The organism is Pseudomonas sp. EA_65y_Pfl1_P113 (genome assembly GCF_963970525.1).
GTDB lineage: Bacteria > Pseudomonadota > Gammaproteobacteria > Pseudomonadales > Pseudomonadaceae > Aquipseudomonas > Aquipseudomonas tritici.
On sequence record NZ_CAXAQM010000013.1, the window covers coordinates 83,394 to 103,379 of the forward strand.

The window sequence follows — 19,986 nt, forward strand, 5'->3', positions numbered from 1 at the left end:
AAGAAGGTGGCGCCTTACACCGGTGTTCCCAGCAGCACATTGCTCGGCGCGAACTGCACCTGGATCGTCTGGCCTCTGGCTGCGCCGAGGGCGTTGAGCGTGTCGCGCTGCGCCAGGGCGCATAGAACCTGGCCGTTGGGCAGCACGATGCGGACTTCGCTGGGGCCGTCGTCGGCATCGAGAATGGCGTCGACGGTGCCGCTCATGCAATTGTGTCCAGTTGTTGCAGAAACCTCGGGTGCGAGCAATTCCAACCAGCCCGCCTTGATCAGTGCGACCACTTCCACGCCAGTTTCCAGCTCCAGTCGCTGCGTGCTGTCGTGAGTGATTTGCGCATCCAGGGTCAGCCCGCCAGCCAGTTGCAGGCGGACCAGATCATTGCGGCCATGATGCTCGATGGCGACGACTTGACCATGCAGTTGATTACGCGCGCTGGTGCGCAGCATCAAGCGGCCGAGCAGGTTGAAGTCACTGGCGGCTTCATCAGAGCCCAGCACTTGGGCCTGTAACACTTGCAGGCGCTGGTAAAGACGCAAGACTCGCTCACCCTCGACCGTCAGCTTGGCGCCGCCGCCGCCCTTGCCGCCGACGCTGCGTTCCACCAGTGGTTTTTGCGCAAGATTGTTCAGCTCGTCGATAGCATCCCACGCCGCCTTGTAACTCAAACCAGCGCTTTTCGCCGCGCGGGTGATGGAGCCCTGCTCGGCGATATGCGCCAGCAAGGCAATGCGCTGTGGGCGACGGATGATGTGCTGGCTGAGGGAGGCTGGCAGTGACATGTGGGTACGCTTCTATGAGATGGGCCGAACGTTGCGGGCAAGGTTGGCTGGAGTCAAGTCAGCTGCCCGGTTTGGGCGTGCGCGCCAGGCAGTACACATCAACCTGTCGCGCGCCGGCCTTCATCAACAGTTGCGCCAGGCTGTGGGCGGTGGCGCCGGTGGTGAGTACGTCGTCCACCAAGGCAAAGTGCCGGTCTTGCACGTGGGCGCCGGGGGCCAGGGCAAAGGCGCCGAGCAGATTGCGCTTGCGAGTCTTGGCGTCGAGGGCTTGCTGGGCGACCGTATCATGAGGGCGTAACAACACATGTTCATCGTGGGGGAGGTTCAGCTCGCTGCTGAGCCAACGCGTCAGCATCAAAGCCTGGTTGTACCCGCGCTCGCGCAGGCGTTTGCGCGCCATGGGCACCGGCAGCAAGCAATCCGGGCGCGTGAGTTCGGTGTTGTCCAGGCGGTGCTGCAGGTGTTGCGCCAATAGTCTTGCGAGCATCTGCCCGAAGGGCCAGCGCGCCTGGTGTTTGAAGCGGCTGATCAGGCTGTCGATGGGAAAGCTGTAGGTCCAGGGGGCGATCACCTGTTTAAAGGGCGGTGGTTGTCTCTGGCATTGGCCGCACACCAAACCCTCCATCGGCAGTGGAAGGGCGCACACGTCGCAGTGCTCCAGCAGCCAAGGCAGCTCGGTTTCGCAGACGTTGCACACACAATGGGTGGATTGCGTCGCCTCATCGCAGATTAAGCAGGTCTGTACGGTTTTTAACCAGATGTAAACCTGGTGTTTATGCTTTGGTTGACAGTGCATGAATCTTCCTTAAATATGCCGAGCATCCGTGTCGTGCCTGTGGGTATTGCCCTTCCCACAGCGTTTGCCAAAGCATAATCAAGGAATCGCCCATGAGCGCCAGCACCACCGCCACTTTGCGTCACGATTGGTCTCTCGCCGAAGTCAAAGCGCTGTTCGTGCAGCCGTTCAATGACCTGTTGTTCCAGGCGCAGACCGTGCACCGCGCGCATTTCGACGCCAACCGTGTGCAAGTGTCGACGCTGCTCTCGATCAAAACCGGTGCCTGCCCGGAAGATTGCAAATATTGTCCGCAGTCGGGCCACTACAACACGGGCCTCGAAAAAGAAAAGCTGATGGAAGTGCAGAAGGTCCTCGAAGAGGCCGCTCGCGCCAAAGCCATCGGCTCGACGCGTTTCTGCATGGGCGCCGCCTGGAAGCACCCGTCGGCCAAAGACATGCCTTACGTGCTGCAGATGGTCAAAGGCGTGAAGGCCATGGGCCTGGAAACCTGCATGACCCTCGGCCGCTTGGACCAGGACCAGACCGAGGCCCTGGCCCAGGCCGGCCTTGACTACTACAACCACAACCTCGATACCTCGCCGGAGTTCTACGGCAGCATTATCACTACCCGCACCTATGGCGAGCGCCTGCAAACCCTGGCCTATGTGCGCGATTCGGGGATGAAGATCTGCTCCGGTGGCATCCTTGGCATGGGCGAGTCCCTCGACGACCGCGCCAACTTGCTGATCCAACTGGCCAACCTGCCTGAGCATCCTGAGTCAGTGCCGATCAACATGCTGGTTAAGGTCGCCGGTACGCCGCTGGAAAATGCCGAGGATATCGACCCCTTCGACTTCATCCGCATGCTGGCCGTGGCGCGCATCCTGATGCCGCAATCCCACGTGCGCCTGTCGGCCGGCCGTGAGGCGATGAACGAGCAGATGCAGGCTTTGGCGTTTTTTGCCGGTGCCAACTCGATCTTCTACGGCGACAAATTGCTGACCACCGCCAACCCACAGGCTGACAAGGACATGCAACTGTTCTCGCGCCTGGGCATCCTGCCGCAAGCGCGGGAAGAGCACGCGGATGAGGTGCATCAGGCCGCGATCGAGCAGGCGTTGGTGGAGCACAAGAGCAGCGAGCAGTTCTATAACGCCGCTGTGTGAACCCCCGGTCTCACCTTGGATGCGCTCCCACACTTCGACCGCGCTCAGTCTGCTTAAATGAGGCCTGCATGTCTTTTGATCTCGCCGCGCGCCTCGCTGCCCGCCGTGCCGAACACCTCTATCGCCGACGCCCGCTGCTGGGTAGCCCCCAAGGCCCGGAAGTGGTGGTGGACGGCCAGCCGTTGCTGGCGTTTTGCAATAACGATTACCTGGGCCTGGCCAATCATCCGCAGGTGATCGAGGCCTGGCGCGCCGGTGCCTCCCGTTGGGGCGTGGGCGGTGGCGCTTCGCACTTGGTGGTCGGGCATGCCACGCCGCACCATGAACTGGAAGAAGCCCTGGCGGACCTGACCGGTCGCCCACGCGCCTTGCTGTTTACCACCGGCTACATGGCCAACCTCGGTGCGGTCACGGCGTTGGTGGGGCAGGGCGACACGGTGCTGGAAGACCGGCTTAACCACGCCTCGCTGCTGGATGCCGGCCTGCTGTCCGGTGCGCGCTTCAATCGCTACCTGCACAACGACGCTGAAAGCCTGGTCAAGCGCCTGGAGAAGGCGACCGGTAATACGCTGGTGGTCACCGACGGCGTGTTCAGCATGGACGGCGACCTGGCGGATTTGCCCGCGCTGGCCCGTGAAACCAAGGCAAAGGGCGCCTGGTTGATGGTGGACGACGCCCACGGTTTCGGCCCTTTGGGCGCCCACGGCGGCGGCATCGTCGAGCATTTCGGCCTCAGCCAGGAGGACGTGCCGGTGCTGGTCGGCACGCTCGGCAAGGCCTTCGGTACGGCGGGGGCCTTTGTGGCCGGCAGCGAAGAACTGATCGAAAGCCTGATCCAATTCGCCCGGCCCTACATCTACACCACCAGCCAACCGCCCGCCCTGGCCTGCGCTACCTTGAAAAGCCTGGAGCTGTTGCGTACCGAGCACTGGCGGCGCGAGCACCTCAATAGCCTCATTCGCCAGTTCCGCCAGGGCGCGGAGCAGCTCGGCCTGGACTTGATGGACAGCTTTACGCCGATCCAGCCGATCCTGATCGGCGACAGTGCCAAAGCCATGCGCCTGTCGCACATGCTGCGCGAACGCGGCTTGATGGTGACCGCGATCCGCCCACCTACCGTGCCGGCTGGCAGCGCGCGCTTACGCGTGACCTTGACCGCGGCCCACAGCGAGGCGCAGGTGCGGCTATTGTTAAATGCATTGGAAGCGTGTTTCCGCTTGTTAGGCGCCACGGAGCCCAACCATGCGTGATCGACTGATATTACTGCCCGGCTGGGGCCTTGGCGTATCGCCGTTGGAGCCTTTGGCCGCCGCCTTGCAAGGCCTGGACGAGCACCTGCGGGTGCAGATCGAGCCGCTGCCGGCGCTGGACTCCAGTGACCTGAATGAATGGCTCGATGAACTCGACGCCACGCTGCCGAACAACGCCTGGCTGGGCGGTTGGTCGCTGGGTGGCATGCTCGCTTCGGCGCTGGCGGCGCGACGCGCAGAGCGCTGCTGCGGCCTGCTGACCCTGGCCAGCAATCCATGTTTCGTTGCCCATGACGGCTGGCCGAGCGCGATGCCCGCCGAGACCTTTGACGCGTTCCTCGCCGGCTGCCATGCCGACTCCCAGGTCACCCTCAAGCGCTTCGGCCTGTTGTGCGCCAAGGGCGCGGAGGACCCACGCGGGTTGTCGCGCCTGCTGGTCAGTGGCGCGCCGAATACACCGACGAGTGTGTTGATGCCCGGGCTTGAGCTGCTCGCCCAACTCGATACGCGCGGCGCTTTGCTGGCCTTCCGTGGCCCGCAGCTGCACCTGTTTGCCGGCATGGACGAGTTGGTGCCCGCCGAAGCCGCCAGCGCCCTGCTGGCCCTGCTCCCCGATGTTGAAATCGGCCTGATTGAACAGGCCGGCCACGCGTTTCTTCTGGAAGACCCCCACGGTGTAGCGGGGGCCATCCAGGCCTTTTTGCATGAGTGCGTCGATGACTGATTTATCCCACGCCCCGCTGCCGGGTGGCTTGCCGGACAAGCGCCAGGTGGCGGCCTCCTTTTCCCGCGCGGCGGCCAGTTACGACAGCGTTGCCGAGTTGCAGCGGGCGGTGGGCAGCCAATTGCTGGCGCGTCTACCAGCAGGCATCGCGCCGCAACGCTGGCTGGACATGGGCTGCGGCACCGGTTATTTCAGCCGTGTGTTGGGTGAACGGTTGCCCGCCAGCCAGGGCGTGGCGCTGGATATTGCCGAAGGCATGCTCAACCACGCGCGGCCGTTGGGTGGCGCTAGACATTTCATCGCGGGGGACGCCGAGCGTTTACCGCTGCACAACGCCAGTTGCGGGCTGATCTTCTCCAGTCTCGCGGTGCAATGGTGCGCGAACTTCGAGGCGGTGCTCAGTGAAGCCTATCGTGTGCTGCAACCGGGGGGTGTTCTGGCGTTTGCCAGTCTTTGCGTGGGCACCCTGGAAGAACTGCGCGAAAGCTGGCGCGCCGCGGATGGCCTGGTCCACGTCAACCGCTTTCGCACCTTCGAGGCTTATCAGCAGCGGTGTGCGGCCAGTGGCCTGCGAGTAGTGAGCCTGGAGCGCCGCCCCCATGTGTTGCACTACCCGGACGTGCGCAGCCTGACCCACGAGCTGAAGGCCTTGGGCGCGCATAACCTCAACCCCGGCCGGCCGGGAGGCTTGACGGGGCGTGCGCGGATTGTTGCACTGGTGCAAGCGTATGAGCAGTTCCGTCAGGCCCAGGGCCTGCCGGCGACTTACCAAGTGGTGTATGCCGTACTGGAGAAACCGCTATGACCGCCGCTTACTTCATCACTGGCACCGACACCGATGTCGGCAAGACCACCATTGCCGCCGGCCTGTTACACGCGGCGCGGCAAGCCGGCAAAAGCACCGCTGCCGGCAAACCGGTGGCTTCCGGCTGCCAGGTCACGCCCAAAGGCTTGCGTAATGCCGATGCGCTGGCATTGTTGGCCGAATGCTCATTGCCCCTGAGTTATGCCGAGGTCAACCCGGTGGCATTCGAACCGGCCATCGCGCCCCATCTGGCGGCGCGGGAAGCGGGTGTCTCGCTCACCGTTCACTCTTTGCTCAAACCTATGCAGCAGGTTCTGGCCAGGCAAGCGGATTTCACCCTGATCGAAGGCGCCGGCGGATGGCGTGTGCCATTGGCCGATCAGGCGAATTTGTCGGACCTGGCCATGGCGCTCAAACTGCCCGTGATCTTGGTGGTGGGTGTGCGGCTGGGGTGCATCAGTCACGCCTTGCTTACCGCCGAAGCCATCGCGCGAGACGGTTTGCAGTTGGCCGGGTGGGTGGCCAATATCATCGACCCCAAGACCTCCCGTCTGGAAGAAAACCTCGCCACCCTGGCAGAGCGGTTGCCTGCGCCATGCCTGGGCCGTGTGCCGAAACTTAAGCAGGCGGGGGCTGAAACCGTGGCGGAGTACCTGCAATTAGACTTGCTTGACTGATTTTGGCTATCGCTGAGGCATTATGCCATTAGTGTTTTTGTCGGGTGTTTTGTGGGCAACTCTGCTTCAATCACAGCTCACGATTCTCTAAAGGCAGGCTTACGCCATGGAAATCTCTGGAAGCAGCGCGTTTTACTCGGGGCTGAGCACTATTCAGGCCGGGCAGAACCGTGTCGACCAGGCTGCGGGCAAGATTGCCAGCGCCGCCACGACCCAGCCATCGGATGCGCAAAGCGACCGTCTACAAGCCAACGACCGCGCCCAGCTGTCCAACTCGGCCAGCAACATGGTGGAAATGGCCCAAGGCAAGTTCCAAGTCGAGCTCGGCGTAAAAGTCGCCAAGGCTTCGGATGAAATGCTCGGCACGTTGATCGATACCTACGCTTAACGCTCTCGCCGCCTGCACACCGGCTCTCCTGTGGGAGAGGGCTTGCCCGCGATAGCATCTGTTCGGTCCTGTTGATGCAGCGAGGCGCCTGTAGCGCAGGCAAGCCCGCTCACACAGTTGTTCTGCTTCGTCCTCTCGAACTTCTACACTCATTTTGGTGTGGCAACCCGCCGCAGACGTTGCCGTGCGCGCCATTGACCCACGTCATGACAAACGGCATCCGGACGACGCTTGACATCCCCAGGTGGTAAACGTATGTTTCAAACACCTGTTTGACCGCCATAACCCATCCACGCGGTTGTTCATTCCAGATACATCAGCAGAGGTTTATCGCTATGCCTGACTACAAGGCCCCCTTGCGTGATATTCGCTTCGTTCGTGACGAACTGCTCGGCTATGAAGCGCACTATCAGAGCCTGCCGGCTTGCCAGGACGCTACCCCGGACATGGTTGACGCCATCCTTGAAGAAGGCGCCAAGTTCTGTGAACAGGTGCTGGCACCGCTGAACCGCGTGGGCGACATCGAAGGGTGCACCTGGAGTGAGTCAGGCGTTAAGACCCCTGCTGGTTTCAAAGAAGCCTACAAGCAATTCGTTGAAGGCGGCTGGCCAAGCCTGGCCCACGACGTGGCGCACGGTGGCCAAGGCCTGCCGGAGTCCCTGGGCCTGGCAGTCAGCGAAATGGTTGGCGAAGCCAACTGGTCATGGGGCATGTACCCGGGCCTGTCCCACGGTGCGATGAACACCATTTCCGAGCATGGCACCCCAGAGCAGCAAGAGGCCTACCTGACCAAACTGGTGTCGGGTGAATGGACCGGCACCATGTGCCTTACCGAGCCACACTGCGGCACCGACCTGGGCATGCTGCGCACCAAGGCTGAGCCTCAGGCTGACGGTTCCTACAAGGTCTCCGGCACCAAGATCTTCATCTCGGCCGGTGAACACGACATGGCCGACAACATCGTCCACATCGTACTGGCCCGCCTGCCGGACGCACCGGCTGGCACCAAAGGCATCTCGCTGTTCATCGTGCCGAAATTCATGCCAAACGCCGATGGTTCGGTGGGTGAGCGCAACGCGGTGACCTGTGGCTCCCTGGAACACAAGATGGGTATCCACGGCAATGCTACCTGCGTGATGAACTTCGACGCGGCCACCGGTTTTCTGATCGGCCCGGCGAATAAAGGCCTGAACTGCATGTTCACCTTTATGAACACCGCTCGCCTGGGCACGGCGCTGCAAGGCCTGGCCCACGCCGAGATCGGCTTCCAGGGCGGCCTGAAGTACGCCCGCGACCGCCTGCAAATGCGCTCGCTGACTGGCCCGAAAGCGCCGGAAAAAGCCGCTGACCCGATCATCGTGCACCCAGACGTGCGCCGCATGCTGCTGACCATGAAAGCCTTCGCCGAAGGCAACCGTGCGATGGTGTACTTCACCGCCAAGCAAGTGGACATCGTCAAATACGGCACCGACGACGAAGCCAAGAAACAGGCTGACGGCCTGCTGGCCTTCATGACCCCGATCGCCAAGGCGTTCATGACCGAAGTCGGTTTTGAGTCTGCCAACCACGGCGTACAGATCTACGGTGGCCACGGCTTCATCGCCGAGTGGGGCATGGAGCAGAACGTTCGTGATAGCCGCATTTCGATGCTGTACGAAGGCACCACCGGTATCCAGGCGCTGGACCTGCTCGGCCGTAAAGTGCTGATGACCCAGGGCGAAGCGCTCAAGGGCTTCACCAAGATCGTCCACAAGTTCTGCCAGGCCAACGAAGGCAACGAAGCCGTTCAGGAGTTTGTTACTCCGCTGGCTGCGCTGAACAAAGAGTGGGGCGAGTTGACCATGAAGGTCGGCATGGCCGCGATGAAAGACCGTGAAGAAGTGGGTGCCGCCTCGGTGGACTACCTGATGTACTCCGGTTATGCGTGCCTGGCTTACTTCTGGGCCGACATGGCGCGCCTGGCTGCCGAAAAACTGGCTGCTGGCACCACCGAAGAGGCGTTCTACACCGCCAAGCTGCAGACCGCGCGCTTCTACTTCCAGCGTATCCTGCCGCGTACCCAGACCCATAAAGCTACCATGCTATCGGGCGCCAACAACCTGATGGACATGAAAGAAGAAGACTTCGGCCTGGCTTACTAAGCCTCACCGGGTCCACTTCCACAGCCGCTGCTCCTTGACAAGAGCAGCGGCTTTTTTGTGCGCGATAAAAAACCGCAGCACAGTACTCAGGGATTGCTGCCGGCTGCCGTTACAGTGATGGCAATGTGATACATGCGCGACGGGTTGTGCTTAACTGTCTGCGCGGAGGCACATTGCCATCATTTTTTGCGGGTCGGAGTTTTACCCTTGTCACGTGTGTTCGCTGTCAGTTTCAATCATTTCCTCCCTTCGTTACTGCTGTTGCTGGCCGGGCTCTCGGCTGCATATATCAAAGACCTCAGCGTTTTCTTCACGTCACTGTTCAATGTGTTGCCGACCTTGGTGTTGTTGCTCGGCGGTTCGTACTGCGCGGTGTACCGCCGTCAGCGTGAACTGTTCCTGATGATCACGGTGTATATCGCCTACTTCCTGCTCGATACCCAGACCGACTTCTACCGCGACAACGGCCGCGTGCGCGAAGACGCGGCGGTGGTGTTTCACCTGTGCTGCCTGTTGTTGCCGTTGTTGTTCAGCATTTACGCGCTGTGGCAGGAGAAGACCCACCTGTTCCGTGATTTCGTCGCCCGTGGCGCAGTGTTGCTGGCAATAGGCAGCGTGGCGCTGGCACTCGAGCAGAGTTTCCCCGTGGCGGTGCTGAACTGGTTGGCGGAGATTCGCTGGCCAGTGCTGCATGGCGCCTGGATGAGCCTGATCCAACTGTCTTATCCGATGTTCCTGATCGGCTTCCTGACCCTGGCCGCGCAATACTGGTACCAGCCGCGCCCGCTGCACGCCGCGCAACTGGTGGGTTTGCTGGGGTTGTTCTGGATGTTGCCGCAGACGTTCATCCTGCCGTTCACCCTGAATATCATGTGCAGCCAGGTGATGCTGATGATCGCCGCCGGCGTCGCCCACGAGGCCTATCAAATGGCCTTCCGCGATGAGCTGACCGGCTTGCCGGGACGACGCGCGCTGAACGAGCGTATGCAGCGGTTGGGCCGCAACTACGTGCTGGCGATGAGCGACGTCGACCACTTCAAGCGCTTCAACGATACCCATGGCCATGACGTCGGCGACCAGGTGCTGCGTTTGGTGGCGAGCAAGCTGTCGAAGGTCAACGGCGGCGGGCGCGCTTACCGGTATGGCGGTGAAGAGTTCGCCGTGGTGTTCGCCGGCAAGACGGTGGAAGAATGCTTGCCGCACCTGGAAGAAATCCGCGTAATCATCGCCGATTACGCTATCAAATTACGCAACCTGGACCGCCCTCAGGACGACCACCAAGGCCGCCAGCGACGGGCGGGCAGTGGCGCATCGAGTGTTTCGGTGACCATCAGTATCGGCGTGGCCGAACGCCAGGCTGAGCAGCGCACACCGGAGGAAGTCCTCAAGTCTGCCGACCAGGCGCTGTACGCCGCCAAGGGCGCCGGGCGTAACTGTGTGGTCGCCGCTGGCCAGACCCGCCGTGGCGCTGTGCGGGAAAGCGCTGCCGGTTGAGTAATGGTGCTGTATTCAGCAGCCCTACAGTGATTGTCGAGAGCCGTGGCCGGCAGTAGGGTTAAACCATCTGCTGCCGGAGACATCGCCATGCCTGACTACAAAGCTCCCCTGCGTGACATGCGCTTTCTGATCGACAACGTATTTGATTTTCACGGCCACTACGCCGCGTTGGGTGCAACCGACGCCAGCCCGGACATGGTCAATGCGATCCTCGAAGAAGGCGCCAAATTTTGCGAGAACGTGCTGTCGCCGCTCAACCGTAGCGGTGATGAAGAAGGCTGCCATTTCGACAATGGCGTCGTCACCACGCCCAAGGGTTTCAAGGAAGCGTTCGCCCAGTACGTTGAAGGCGGATGGCACGGCGTGGCGGCGGACCCGGCCTATGGCGGCCAGGGCTTGCCGCAGTCACTTGGTCTGGTGCTCAGCGAAATGATCGGCTCCAGCAATACCTCCTGGGGCATGTACCCAGGGCTGACCCACGGCGCAATGTCGGCGATCCACGCCCATGGCACCGCCGAGCAAAAAGATACGTTCCTGAACAAACTCACCGCCGGCGAATGGACCGGCACCATGTGCCTCACCGAAGCCCATTGCGGCACCGACCTGGGCCTGATCAAGACCCGTGCCGTGCCTCAGGCGGATGGCAGCTATGCGGTCACCGGCAGCAAGATCTTCATCTCTGCCGGCGAACACGACATGAGTACCAACATTATCCACCTGGTGCTGGCCAAGCTGCCGGATGCGCCGGCGGGCACCAAGGGCATCTCGCTGTTTATCGTGCCCAAGTTCCATGCCGATTCCGGCGAGCGCAACGCGGTGCACTGCGGCTCTATCGAGCACAAGATGGGCATCAAGGCCTCGGCTACCTGTGTGCTCAACTTTGACGGTGCCAGAGGTTTCCTGATCGGCGAGGCGAACAAAGGCCTCAACTGCATGTTCACCATGATGAACCATGCGCGCCTGGGCACCGGCATGCAGGGCCTGTGCAGCGGCGAGGCAAGCTTCCAGGGGGCGATCAAGTACGCCAACGATCGCCTGCAAATGCGCTCGCTGACCGGCGCCAAGGCTCCGGAAAAAGCTGCCGACCCTATCATCGTGCACCCCGACGTGCGCCGCATGTTGCTGACCATGAAAGCCTTCAACGAAGGCAACCGCGCGCTGGCCTACTTCACCGCGCAACTGCTCGACACCGCGCACCTGAGCAGCGACGCCGGCCAACGCCAGGACGCCGAAGACCTGCTGGCTTTCCTCACGCCACTGTGCAAAGCCTTTATGACCGATACCGGGCTGGAGGTGGCCAACCATGGCATGCAGGTCTTCGGTGGCCACGGCTATATTCGCGAATGGGGCATGGAGCAACTGGCCCGGGATGCTCGGATTGCGCCGATCTATGAAGGCACCAACGGTATCCAGGCCCTCGACTTGCTGGGGCGCAAGGTGCTGGGCAGCCAGGGCAAGTTGCTGCGCGGGTTTACCAAAATCGTGCACAAGTTCTGCGCCGCGCAGGCCGAGCATCCGCAACTCAGGGCCTATGTAGCGCAGCTCAATCAACTGAACGGTGAATGGGGTGAACTGACCACCCAGGTCGGTATGGCCGCGATGAAGAACCCCGATGAAGTCGGTGCGGCGGCAGTGGATTACTTGATGTACAGCGGTTACGTGGTGCTCGCTTACCTGTGGCTGCGCATGGCGATTGCTGCCCTTGACCAGCAAGACGCGGATTTCGCCAAGGCCAAGCTGGCCACTTGCGACTTCTACTTCAAGCGCCTGCTGCCGCGTACCGCCACCCACCGCGCGGCTGTGGAAGCGGGCAGCGAATGCCTGATGAGTCTGCCCGCGGAGGCATTTTCGCTGTGATGACTTAAAAATACCTATCAGTCACAAGTGGACCCTATGTGTCTGAAAAGTTGTTCGGGTACACTCGGAGCCTGTAAAACCGACCCTACCGAATCACTTTCACGTTCTTACGAGGTTTGCCATGGCTGATTACAAAGCGCCGCTGCGTGATATGCGCTTCGTCCTCAACGAAGTCTTTGAGGTCGCCGACACGTGGGCCCAATTGCCAGCATTGGCAGGCACCGTTGACGCCGAAACCGTAGAGGCCATCCTCGAAGAAGCCGGCAAGGTCACTGCCAAATCCATCGCCCCGCTCAGCCGCAGTGGCGATGAACAAGGTTGCCGCTGGGACAACACTGCGGTGTTTACGCCGGACGGTTTCCCGCAGGCCTACAAAACCTACGCCGAAGGCGGTTGGGTTGGCGTAGGTGGCGACCCTGCCTTCGGTGGCATGGGCATGCCCAAGGCTGTGTCAGCCCAGGTCGAAGAGATGATCAACTCGTCGAGCCTGGCATTCGGTTTGTACCCGATGCTGACCTCCGGCGCCTGCGTGTCGATTGCCACGCACGCCAGCGAAGCACTCAAGGCCGCCTACCTGCCGAAGATGTATTCCGGTGAATGGGCAGGCTCCATGTGCCTGACCGAGTCCCATGCCGGTACCGACTTGGGGATGATCCGTACCAAGGCTGAGCCGCAGGCGGACGGTTCCTACAAAGTCAGCGGGACCAAGATCTTTATCACCGGTGGCGAACACGACCTCACCGACAACATCATCCACTTGGTGCTTGCCAAGCTGCCGGATGCGCCGGCCGGTCCCAAGGGGATTTCGCTGTTCCTGGTGCCGAAGTTCATGGTGAATGCCGACGGCAGCCTGGGCGCACGCAACCCGGTGAGCTGTGGCTCGATCGAGCATAAGATGGGGATCCAGGCGTCCGCGACCTGTGTGATGAACTTCGACGAAGCCGCGGGTTATCTGGTGGGCGAGCCGAACCGTGGTTTGGCGGCGATGTTCACCATGATGAACTATGAGCGCTTGGGTGTGGGTATCCAGGGCCTGGCGTCCGGCGAGCGCTCTTACCAGAACGCCATTGAATACGCACGTGACCGCTTGCAAAGCCGTGCGCCGACCGGCGCGCAGGCCAAGGAAAAAGTGGCTGACCCGATCATCGTGCACCCGGACGTGCGCCGGATGCTGCTGACCATGAAGGCCGCGAACGAAGGCGGCCGTGCCTTCTCCACCTACGTGGCGACGCAACTGGATATCGCCAAGTTCAGCGACGATGCCGCTGCCCGCGAACGTGCGGATAACCTGGTGGCGTTGCTGACCCCAGTGGCCAAGGCGTTCTTGAGCGACCTGGGCCTTGAAACCACGGTGCTCGGCCAGCAAGTGTTTGGCGGCCACGGCTACATTCGCGAGTGGGGCCAGGAGCAACTGGTGCGCGATGTGCGCATCACTCAGATCTACGAAGGCACCAACGGCATCCAGGCGCTGGACCTGATGGGGCGCAAGATCGTCGGCAGCGGCGGGGCGTTCTACACCTTGTTTGCCGATGAGATCCGCGCGTTCATTGCCTCGGCCGGTGCCGAGCTGGCTGAATTCACCAAACCGCTAAGTGCGGCGGTGGATGACCTGGATGAACTGACCGCTTGGGTGCTGGATCGCGCCAAGACAGACCCGAATGAAATCGGCGCGGCGTCCGTTGAGTATTTGCATGCATTTGGATACATGGCCTACGGCTATATGTGGGCGCGCATGGCCAAGGCGGCGCTGGGCAAGGAGGCTGAAGAAGACTTCTACGCCAGCAAGCTGGGCACCGCGCGCTTCTACTTTGCGCGCCTGTTGCCACGTATCCATTCGCTGAGTGCGTCGGTAAAAGCCGGCAGCGAATCGCTGTTTCTGCTGGATGAAGCCCTGTTCTAAGGGATTGGAGGGCGTGTAAGTATTCTCTTACATGACGTGCTGCTATTCGCCCTCTATCGCCATATTGGATCCACGGCTAATCTACTTCACATGGACGTCGCGCAGGAAGCGCAAAGAAACAACACGGACACGTAGGATTCTGCCAGGACGGCGGAGTGAAATGGATGTCAGGGAAACAGTCTGCAAAGCCCCGCTTAGGCGGGGTTTTCTTTTGCCTGCGAAAAAGTCATGCCGGTGCCTGCGGCGCATTCATCACGTCTTCCAGCAAGGTGCGCAGCAACGCAACCGTCGCCTGCTGGCGCTGCACGTCGCGGCACACCAAGCCCACTTTCAGCGCCACCCTGGGTTCACTCAAGGGTTTCCACAACAGCGCCTGGCTATTGTGTTCGTCCTGGGAGCGCCCCGGCAGTACTGTCGCCAGCTTTGTGTGAGGCAAGCTGTCGAGAATCCCCACCATGGTATTGAGCTCGGCCTGCACTTGCGGGCGACGGCCGAGGTTGGCCAGTTGGCCCTGCCAGATCTGCCTGACCTGGAACTCCTCGCCCAGCAGCAACATGGGTAACTCCGCCGCCTGCTTCAGCGAGACCTTCTTGAATTCGCGCAGGGGATGATCCTCCGGGATGACCACCTTCAATTCGTCTTCATACAACAACACGCCGTGCAGCCCCGGCTGGCGGGGCGGCAAGTAGCTGATACCGATGTCCAGCGAACCGTTGAGCAATCGCCGTTCAATCTCAATCCCGGTCAACTCGTAGATCTGCACCACCAAGTGCGGCTGGGCCTTGCGCACGCGCTCGAGCATCTGCGGCACCAGGCTGGTGTGCACGGTTTGCAGCACGCCAATGGCCAAGGTGCGCATCGCCTGGCCCTTGAAGTTACGCAACGCCTCCACGGCTTGCTGCATGCCATCGATCAGCGGCAGAGCATGGTTGTACAACGTGTGGGCAGCCAGGGTGGGCAGCAGGCGCTTGCTGCTGCGCTCGAACAGGCTCACGTCGAGGTTCTGTTCCAAGTGGCGAATCTGCTGGGACAGCGCCGGTTGGGAGATCGACAAGCGCTCCGCAGCACGGCCTACGTGGCCTTCCTCATACACCGCGACGAAATAACGCAGTTGCTTGAAATCCATAAGGCTTACTTATCGAAAAAGCTGGAAAATCGAAATGGCCGTTGGCCCTTGAGACGCCTAGTCTAGCGCCTATTCGCAGGGCTTACAGGGCCGGATCGGGCAATGAACAGCGTTGATGTTGATAGCGTTTACATAGGCAAGACAAAAAACCTCCAGGCCGTATCGGCACGTTGTACCGATCAACCTCCGGTTGCTATTGGGGGTGAGCTATGAATCTGTTTCGTCGCCCTGCGCCGAGCCTGGATGATTTGATGCTGGAGACGCCCAGGGATAATCCTTCCAGTGAATCCCTGATGCCCTCCCTAAGGCGATCGCCGCAAGTATTTGCGCGCGGCCAGGGTTCCTGGCTGTGGGACAGTGACGACCGTGCCTACCTGGATTTCAGCCAGGGCAACGCGGCCAACAGCCTAGGCCACAGCCCGCAGGTGTTGATCAAGGCGCTGGCCGACCAGACCCAGGCGCTGATCAACCCGGGGAGCGGCCTGTACAACCGCGCTCAACTCAACCTCGCCGAACGCTTGTGCCATCGTACCGGCAGTGACCAGGCGTATCTGCTGAACAGCGGTGCGGAAGCCGTTGAAGCCGCGATCAAATTGGCGCGCAAATGGGGCCAACTGCATCGCGGTGGCGCCTACCGCATCATCAGCGCGAGCGGTGGTTGCCATGGTCGCAGCTTTGCGGCGATGTCGGCGTCGGCGGGCACTGTTGAAAACCGTTTTGAACCACAGTTGCCAGGCTTCAGCCACGTACCCTTCAACGACCTGCCGGCCCTGCATGCGGCAGTCGATGCGCAAACCGTCGCCATCCTGCTCGAGCCGATCCAGGGCGAAGCCGGGGTGATCCCTGCGACGGAGCACTACCTCAAAGGGGTCGAGAGGCTTTGTCGCGAGTTGGGGATCCTGCTGATCCTCGACGAGGTGCAAACCGGCATAGGCCGCTGCGGCACCTTGCTCGCCGAACAACAGTACGGCGTACGTGCGGACATCATCACTCTCGGCAAAGGCCTGGGCGGCGGCGTGCCTCTCGCCGCGCTGCTGGCACGCGGTAAAGCCTGCTGTTTTGAGGTGGGCGAACTGGAAGGCACCCATCATGGCAATGCGTTGATGGCATCGGCCGGGCTGGCGGTACTCGATACGTTACTGGACCACGGCTTTCTGGAGCAGGTGCGTGAGTCCGGCTTTTACCTCGGCGAAGGCCTGACACGCCTAGCCTATCGCTACGACCATGGCCAACTGCGCGGCCACGGCCTGATGTGGGGCCTGACGCTGTCGGATGATTCTGCGGATGCGGTGGTAAAAGCGGCCTTGCATGAAGGCCTGATCCTCAACGCCCCACAACCCAACTGCCTGCGTTTCACCCCGGCCCTGACGGTGAGCAAAAGTAACATCGACGAAATGCTCCTGCGCCTGGCCCGTGCCTTTTCCCGGGTGCGTACCGAGCAGTTGCAATGCCGCAAGGGCATCGCCGTTTAACCCCTATTCCTGAACCGTCTCGCGGTCTACGCGACGCCTCCGGCCTGATTCTTTTGGCTGGGGGCGTTTTTTTGTCTGGATGGCCCAACGCCAGATCCCACTGAACCCTCACGAACGCCCAAGGTCGATTAGCTACACGGCTCGCACGAGCCGATTTTCTGGAGCTGACCCTATGGATTTCATTCGAATCATCATCGCCATTCTGCTGCCGCCACTGGGTGTGTTCCTGCAAGTGGGCCTCGGCGGCGCGTTCTGGCTGAACATCTTGCTGACCCTGTGCGGTTACTTCCCAGGCGTTATTCACGCGGTGTACATCATCGCCAAGCGCTGAGGCCGTCAGCCTTTTGCGATGAGCCGTGAGTTGCGCTCATTGCGAAAGGCCAGTTGCTCGATGGTCTGGGTGGCGTGTTCGGCTTCTTCCCGCGCCTGCAGGATGATGCCGTGCTGCTCGGACTTGCTGCACACCGGGTCGGCATTGCTCGCATCCCCCGTGAGCATGAAGGCCTGGCAACGGCAGCCGCCGAAGTCTTTCTCTTTCTCATCGCAGGAACGGCACGGCTCGGGCATCCAGTCGTAGCCGCGAAAGCGGTTGAAGCCGAACGAGTCGTACCAGATGTGCTGCATGCTGTGGTCGCGCACATTGGGAAACTGCACGGGCATCTGTCGGGCGCCGTGGCAGGGCAGGGCGGTGCCGTCTGGTGTCACGGTAAGAAAGATACTGCCCCAGCCGTTCATGCAGGCTTTGGGGCGCTCTTCGTAGTAGTCCGGGGTGACGAAAATCAGCTTGCACGGGTGGCCTTCGGCTTCCAGTTTGGCGCGGTATTCGTTGGTGATGCGTTCGGCGCGTACCAGTTGTTCCCGGGTCGGCAGCAACCCCACACGATTGAGCTGCGCCCAGCCGTAGAACTGGCAGGTGGCGAGTTCGACAAAGTCCGCTTCCAACGCAATGCACAGCTCAATGATGCGGTCGATCTTGTCGATGTTGTGCCGATGGGTGACGAAGTTCAGCACCATCGGGTAGCCGTGGGCTTTCACCGCACGGGCCATTTCCAGTTTTTGCGCGAAAGCTTTTTTCGAGCCGGCCAGCAGGTTGTTCACCTGTTCGTCGCTGGCCTGGAAACTGATCTGGATATGGTCCAGGCCAGCCTTCTTGAAATCGCTGATTTTCTGCTCGGTCAAGCCGATGCCGGAAGTGATCAGGTTGGTATAGAAACCCAACTTGCGCGCCTCGGCGATCAGCTCGGCGAGGTCCTGGCGCACCAGCGGCTCACCGCCGGAAAACCCCAATTGCGCGGCGCCCATCTCGCGAGCTTCACGAAACACCTTGATCCACTGCTCAGTACTCAGCTCCTTGCCCTGTTCGGCAAAATCCAGCGGGTTGGAGCAATACGGGCACTGCAACGGGCAGCGGTAAGTCAGCTCGGCCAGCAGCCAAAGCGGCAGGCCGATGGCTGGCTTTTCAGGCAAGGGTGATCCAGTGCTCAGCACGGGCGACCTCCATGAATTGCTCAATGTCTTCGCCGAGCTCGGGTACGCCGGGGAATTGTTTATCCAGCTCGGCGATGATCGCGGCCACGTCGCGCTCGCCGTCGATCAAACCACCAATCAGTGCGGCGCTGTCGTTGAGCTTGATCATGCCCTCGGGATACAGCAGCACATGGCCTTTTTGCGCAGGCTCGTACTGGTAACGATAGCCCTGGCGCCAGGTGGGTTTTTTGCTGCGATCAACGCTCATAGGGTGATCCCTTTATGCCACACCCGCTGCTCGGTCACGCTGTGATACGGCGGGCGTTTGAGTTCATAGGCCATGCTCATGGCATCCAGCATGCTCCACAGGATGTCCAGTTTGAACTGGAGAATTTCCAGCATGCGCTCTTGGCCGTCACGGGTGGTGTAGTGCTGCAGGGTGATCGCCAACCCGTGCTCCACATCGCGCCGGGCCTGGCCCAGGCGGGTGCGGAAATACTCATAACCCGCCGGGTCGATCCACGGGTAATGCTGCGGCCAGCTGTCGAGGCGCGACTGGTGGATCTGCGGCGCGAACAGCTCGGTCAACGAGCTGCTGGCGGCTTCCTGCCAACTGGCGCGGCGGGCAAAGTTGACGTAGGCATCCACCGCAAAACGCACGCCGGGCAACACCAGTTCCTGGGAGCGCAGTTGGTCCGGGTCGAGGCCGACCGCCTGGCCCAGACGCAGCCAGGCTTCGATGCCGCCGTCTTCACCGGGGGCGCCATCGTGGTCGAGCAGGCGCTGGATCCACTCGCGACGTATTTCACGGTCCGGGCAGTTGGCCAGGATCGCAGCGTCCTTCAGCGGGATGTTCACCTGATAGTAGAAACGGTTGGCGACCCAGCCCTGGATTTGTTCACGGGTGGCACGGCCTTCGTACATCGCCACGTGATACGGGTGATGGATATGGTAGAAGGCGCCCTTGGCGCGCAGGGCTGCTTCAAATTCGGCGGGCGTTAGCGGTGCGTCAGTCATATTGTCTGCTCCTACAATTCAATGCTCATGCCGTCGTAAGCCACTTCGACATTGCGCCGCACCAATTCCGCTCGCTCGGGGGAGTCTTCATCAAGGATCGGGTTGGTGTTGTTGATATGGATAAGCACCTTGCGCTGCTCGGGCAATTGCTCCAGCACCTCGAGCATGCCACCGGGGCCGTTCTGTGCCAGGTGGCCCATCTCGCGGCCGGTGCGGGTGCCGACGCCACGGCGCTGCATTTCATCGTCATCCCACATCGTGCCGTCCACCAGCAGGCAGTCGCTGCCGGCCATGATCTCCAGCAACGGCGCGTCGACCTTGCCCAGGCCCGGGGCGTAGAACAGCTTGCCGCCGGTGCGCAGGTCTTCGACGATCAGGCCGATATTGTCACCGGGGTGCGGGTCGAAACGGTGTGGCGAATAAGGCGGTGCGGCGCTGCGCAGTGGCAGAGGGGTGAAACGCAGGTTGGGGCAGGCCGGGATGCTGAAGCTGGCGTCCAGGTCGATGCGGTTCCAGGCCAGGCCGCCGTTCCAGTGGGTCAGCATGGCGAACAGCGGGAAGCCGGTGCTCAGGTCTTCATGGACCATGTCGGTGCACCACACCTGGTGCGGGCAACCCTCGCGCAGGCTCAACAGGCCGGTGGTGTGGTCGATCTGGCTGTCCATCAGGATGATCGCGCTGATGCCGGTGTCACGCAGGGCGCGGCCCGGTTGCATCGGCGCAAAACCCTGGAGTTGCGCGCGGATATCCGGCGAGGCATTGCACAGCACCCAGTTCACACCATCGTCGGAGATCGCGATGGATGACTGGGTACGCGCTTGCGCCCGCAGGCTGCCATCGCGCAAACCAGCGCAGTTCACGCAGTTGCAGTTCCACTGCGGGAAACCACCGCCGGCGGCGGAACCTAAAATCTGGACAAACATGGTCGCTCCATCAAGCTCA

The 19,986-nt window shown here is 61.5% G+C and carries 19 protein-coding genes; 12 read left to right on the forward strand and 7 right to left on the reverse strand.

Annotated elements, in window-relative coordinates; translation table 11 throughout:
• Positions 1-14: 14 nt before the first annotated feature.
• A complete protein-coding gene (locus AACY52_RS14335) occupies positions 15-779 on the reverse strand; it encodes a TOBE domain-containing protein (protein WP_339415373.1) in 765 nt (254 codons plus the stop codon).
• 58 nt (positions 780-837) lie between these two features.
• Complete coding sequence (locus AACY52_RS14340; protein WP_339496739.1) at positions 838-1,575, reverse strand: ComF family protein; 738 nt, start codon at positions 1,573-1,575, stop codon at positions 838-840.
• A gap of 92 nt (positions 1,576-1,667) precedes the next feature.
• Between AACY52_RS14340 and bioB the strand changes: the two genes are divergently transcribed.
• From bioB to AACY52_RS14390, 10 genes are all read left to right on the forward strand, one after another.
• Positions 1,668-2,723 (forward strand): biotin synthase BioB, encoded by a 1,056-nt coding sequence (bioB, locus tag AACY52_RS14345; protein WP_339415375.1) that lies wholly within the window; start codon positions 1,668-1,670, stop codon positions 2,721-2,723.
• Positions 2,724-2,791: 68 nt separating this feature from the next.
• Positions 2,792-3,973 carry an 8-amino-7-oxononanoate synthase gene (bioF, locus tag AACY52_RS14350; protein WP_339415376.1) on the forward strand — a complete coding sequence of 394 codons (1,182 nt, stop codon included), beginning with the start codon at positions 2,792-2,794 and terminating at the stop codon, positions 3,971-3,973.
• Positions 3,966-4,697, forward strand: a complete 732-nt coding sequence (locus AACY52_RS14355; protein ID WP_339560567.1) for an alpha/beta fold hydrolase — start codon at positions 3,966-3,968, stop codon at positions 4,695-4,697. The genes bioF and AACY52_RS14355 overlap by 8 nt, the downstream gene beginning before the upstream one ends.
• Entirely contained in the window at positions 4,690-5,502 is an 813-nt protein-coding gene (gene bioC / locus AACY52_RS14360) for a malonyl-ACP O-methyltransferase BioC (protein WP_339436917.1), read from the forward strand. Before AACY52_RS14355 ends, bioC begins: the two co-directional genes overlap by 8 nt.
• Positions 5,499-6,179, forward strand: a complete 681-nt coding sequence (gene bioD, locus AACY52_RS14365; protein WP_339415379.1) for a dethiobiotin synthase — start codon at positions 5,499-5,501, stop codon at positions 6,177-6,179. The genes bioC and bioD overlap by 4 nt, the downstream gene beginning before the upstream one ends.
• Before the next feature lie 106 nt (positions 6,180-6,285).
• Entirely contained in the window at positions 6,286-6,567 is a 282-nt protein-coding gene (locus AACY52_RS14370) for a pyrroloquinoline quinone biosynthesis protein PqqE (protein ID WP_339415380.1), read from the forward strand.
• A gap of 335 nt (positions 6,568-6,902) precedes the next feature.
• Complete coding sequence (locus AACY52_RS14375) at positions 6,903-8,708, forward strand: phenylacyl-CoA dehydrogenase (protein ID WP_339415381.1); 1,806 nt, start codon at positions 6,903-6,905, stop codon at positions 8,706-8,708.
• A 207-nt stretch (positions 8,709-8,915) separates the two neighbouring features.
• Entirely contained in the window at positions 8,916-10,202 is a 1,287-nt protein-coding gene (locus tag AACY52_RS14380) for a GGDEF domain-containing protein (RefSeq protein ID WP_339415382.1), read from the forward strand.
• A gap of 90 nt (positions 10,203-10,292) precedes the next feature.
• Positions 10,293-12,062: an acyl-CoA dehydrogenase C-terminal domain-containing protein gene (locus AACY52_RS14385; RefSeq protein WP_339415383.1), complete on the forward strand. Its 1,770-nt coding sequence runs from the start codon at positions 10,293-10,295 to the stop codon at positions 12,060-12,062.
• Between the two features lie 121 nt (positions 12,063-12,183).
• Positions 12,184-13,962, forward strand: a complete 1,779-nt coding sequence (locus AACY52_RS14390; protein ID WP_339455933.1) for an acyl-CoA dehydrogenase C-terminal domain-containing protein — start codon at positions 12,184-12,186, stop codon at positions 13,960-13,962.
• Between the two features lie 226 nt (positions 13,963-14,188).
• Here the strand turns inward: AACY52_RS14390 and AACY52_RS14395 are convergent, their stop codons facing one another.
• Positions 14,189-15,088: a LysR family transcriptional regulator gene (locus AACY52_RS14395; protein WP_339427682.1), complete on the reverse strand. Its 900-nt coding sequence runs from the start codon at positions 15,086-15,088 to the stop codon at positions 14,189-14,191.
• 209 nt (positions 15,089-15,297) lie between these two features.
• On the opposite strand from AACY52_RS14395, the gene AACY52_RS14400 reads away from it, so the two are divergent.
• Positions 15,298-16,560 carry an aminotransferase class III-fold pyridoxal phosphate-dependent enzyme gene (locus AACY52_RS14400; protein ID WP_339415385.1) on the forward strand — a complete coding sequence of 421 codons (1,263 nt, stop codon included), beginning with the start codon at positions 15,298-15,300 and terminating at the stop codon, positions 16,558-16,560.
• A 172-nt stretch (positions 16,561-16,732) separates the two neighbouring features.
• Positions 16,733-16,891 carry a YqaE/Pmp3 family membrane protein gene (locus tag AACY52_RS14405; RefSeq protein WP_339415386.1) on the forward strand — a complete coding sequence of 53 codons (159 nt, stop codon included), beginning with the start codon at positions 16,733-16,735 and terminating at the stop codon, positions 16,889-16,891.
• Between the two features lie 5 nt (positions 16,892-16,896).
• On the opposite strand, the gene pqqE is transcribed toward AACY52_RS14405, so the two are convergent.
• From pqqE to pqqB, 4 genes are read right to left on the reverse strand one after another with little or no spacing between them, the layout of a single operon-like run.
• Positions 16,897-18,027, reverse strand: coding sequence for a pyrroloquinoline quinone biosynthesis protein PqqE (pqqE, locus tag AACY52_RS14410; RefSeq protein ID WP_015886197.1), 1,131 nt, complete (start codon positions 18,025-18,027; stop codon positions 16,897-16,899).
• Positions 18,020-18,295 carry a pyrroloquinoline quinone biosynthesis peptide chaperone PqqD gene (gene pqqD, locus AACY52_RS14415; RefSeq protein WP_339415387.1) on the reverse strand — a complete coding sequence of 92 codons (276 nt, stop codon included), beginning with the start codon at positions 18,293-18,295 and terminating at the stop codon, positions 18,020-18,022. Before pqqD ends, pqqE begins: the two co-directional genes overlap by 8 nt.
• Complete coding sequence (gene pqqC, locus AACY52_RS14420; RefSeq protein WP_339415388.1) at positions 18,292-19,044, reverse strand: pyrroloquinoline-quinone synthase PqqC; 753 nt, start codon at positions 19,042-19,044, stop codon at positions 18,292-18,294. Before pqqC ends, pqqD begins: the two co-directional genes overlap by 4 nt.
• Before the next feature lie 11 nt (positions 19,045-19,055).
• A complete protein-coding gene (gene pqqB / locus AACY52_RS14425; RefSeq protein ID WP_339415389.1) occupies positions 19,056-19,967 on the reverse strand; it encodes a pyrroloquinoline quinone biosynthesis protein PqqB in 912 nt (303 codons plus the stop codon).
• Positions 19,968-19,986 lie beyond the last annotated feature (19 nt).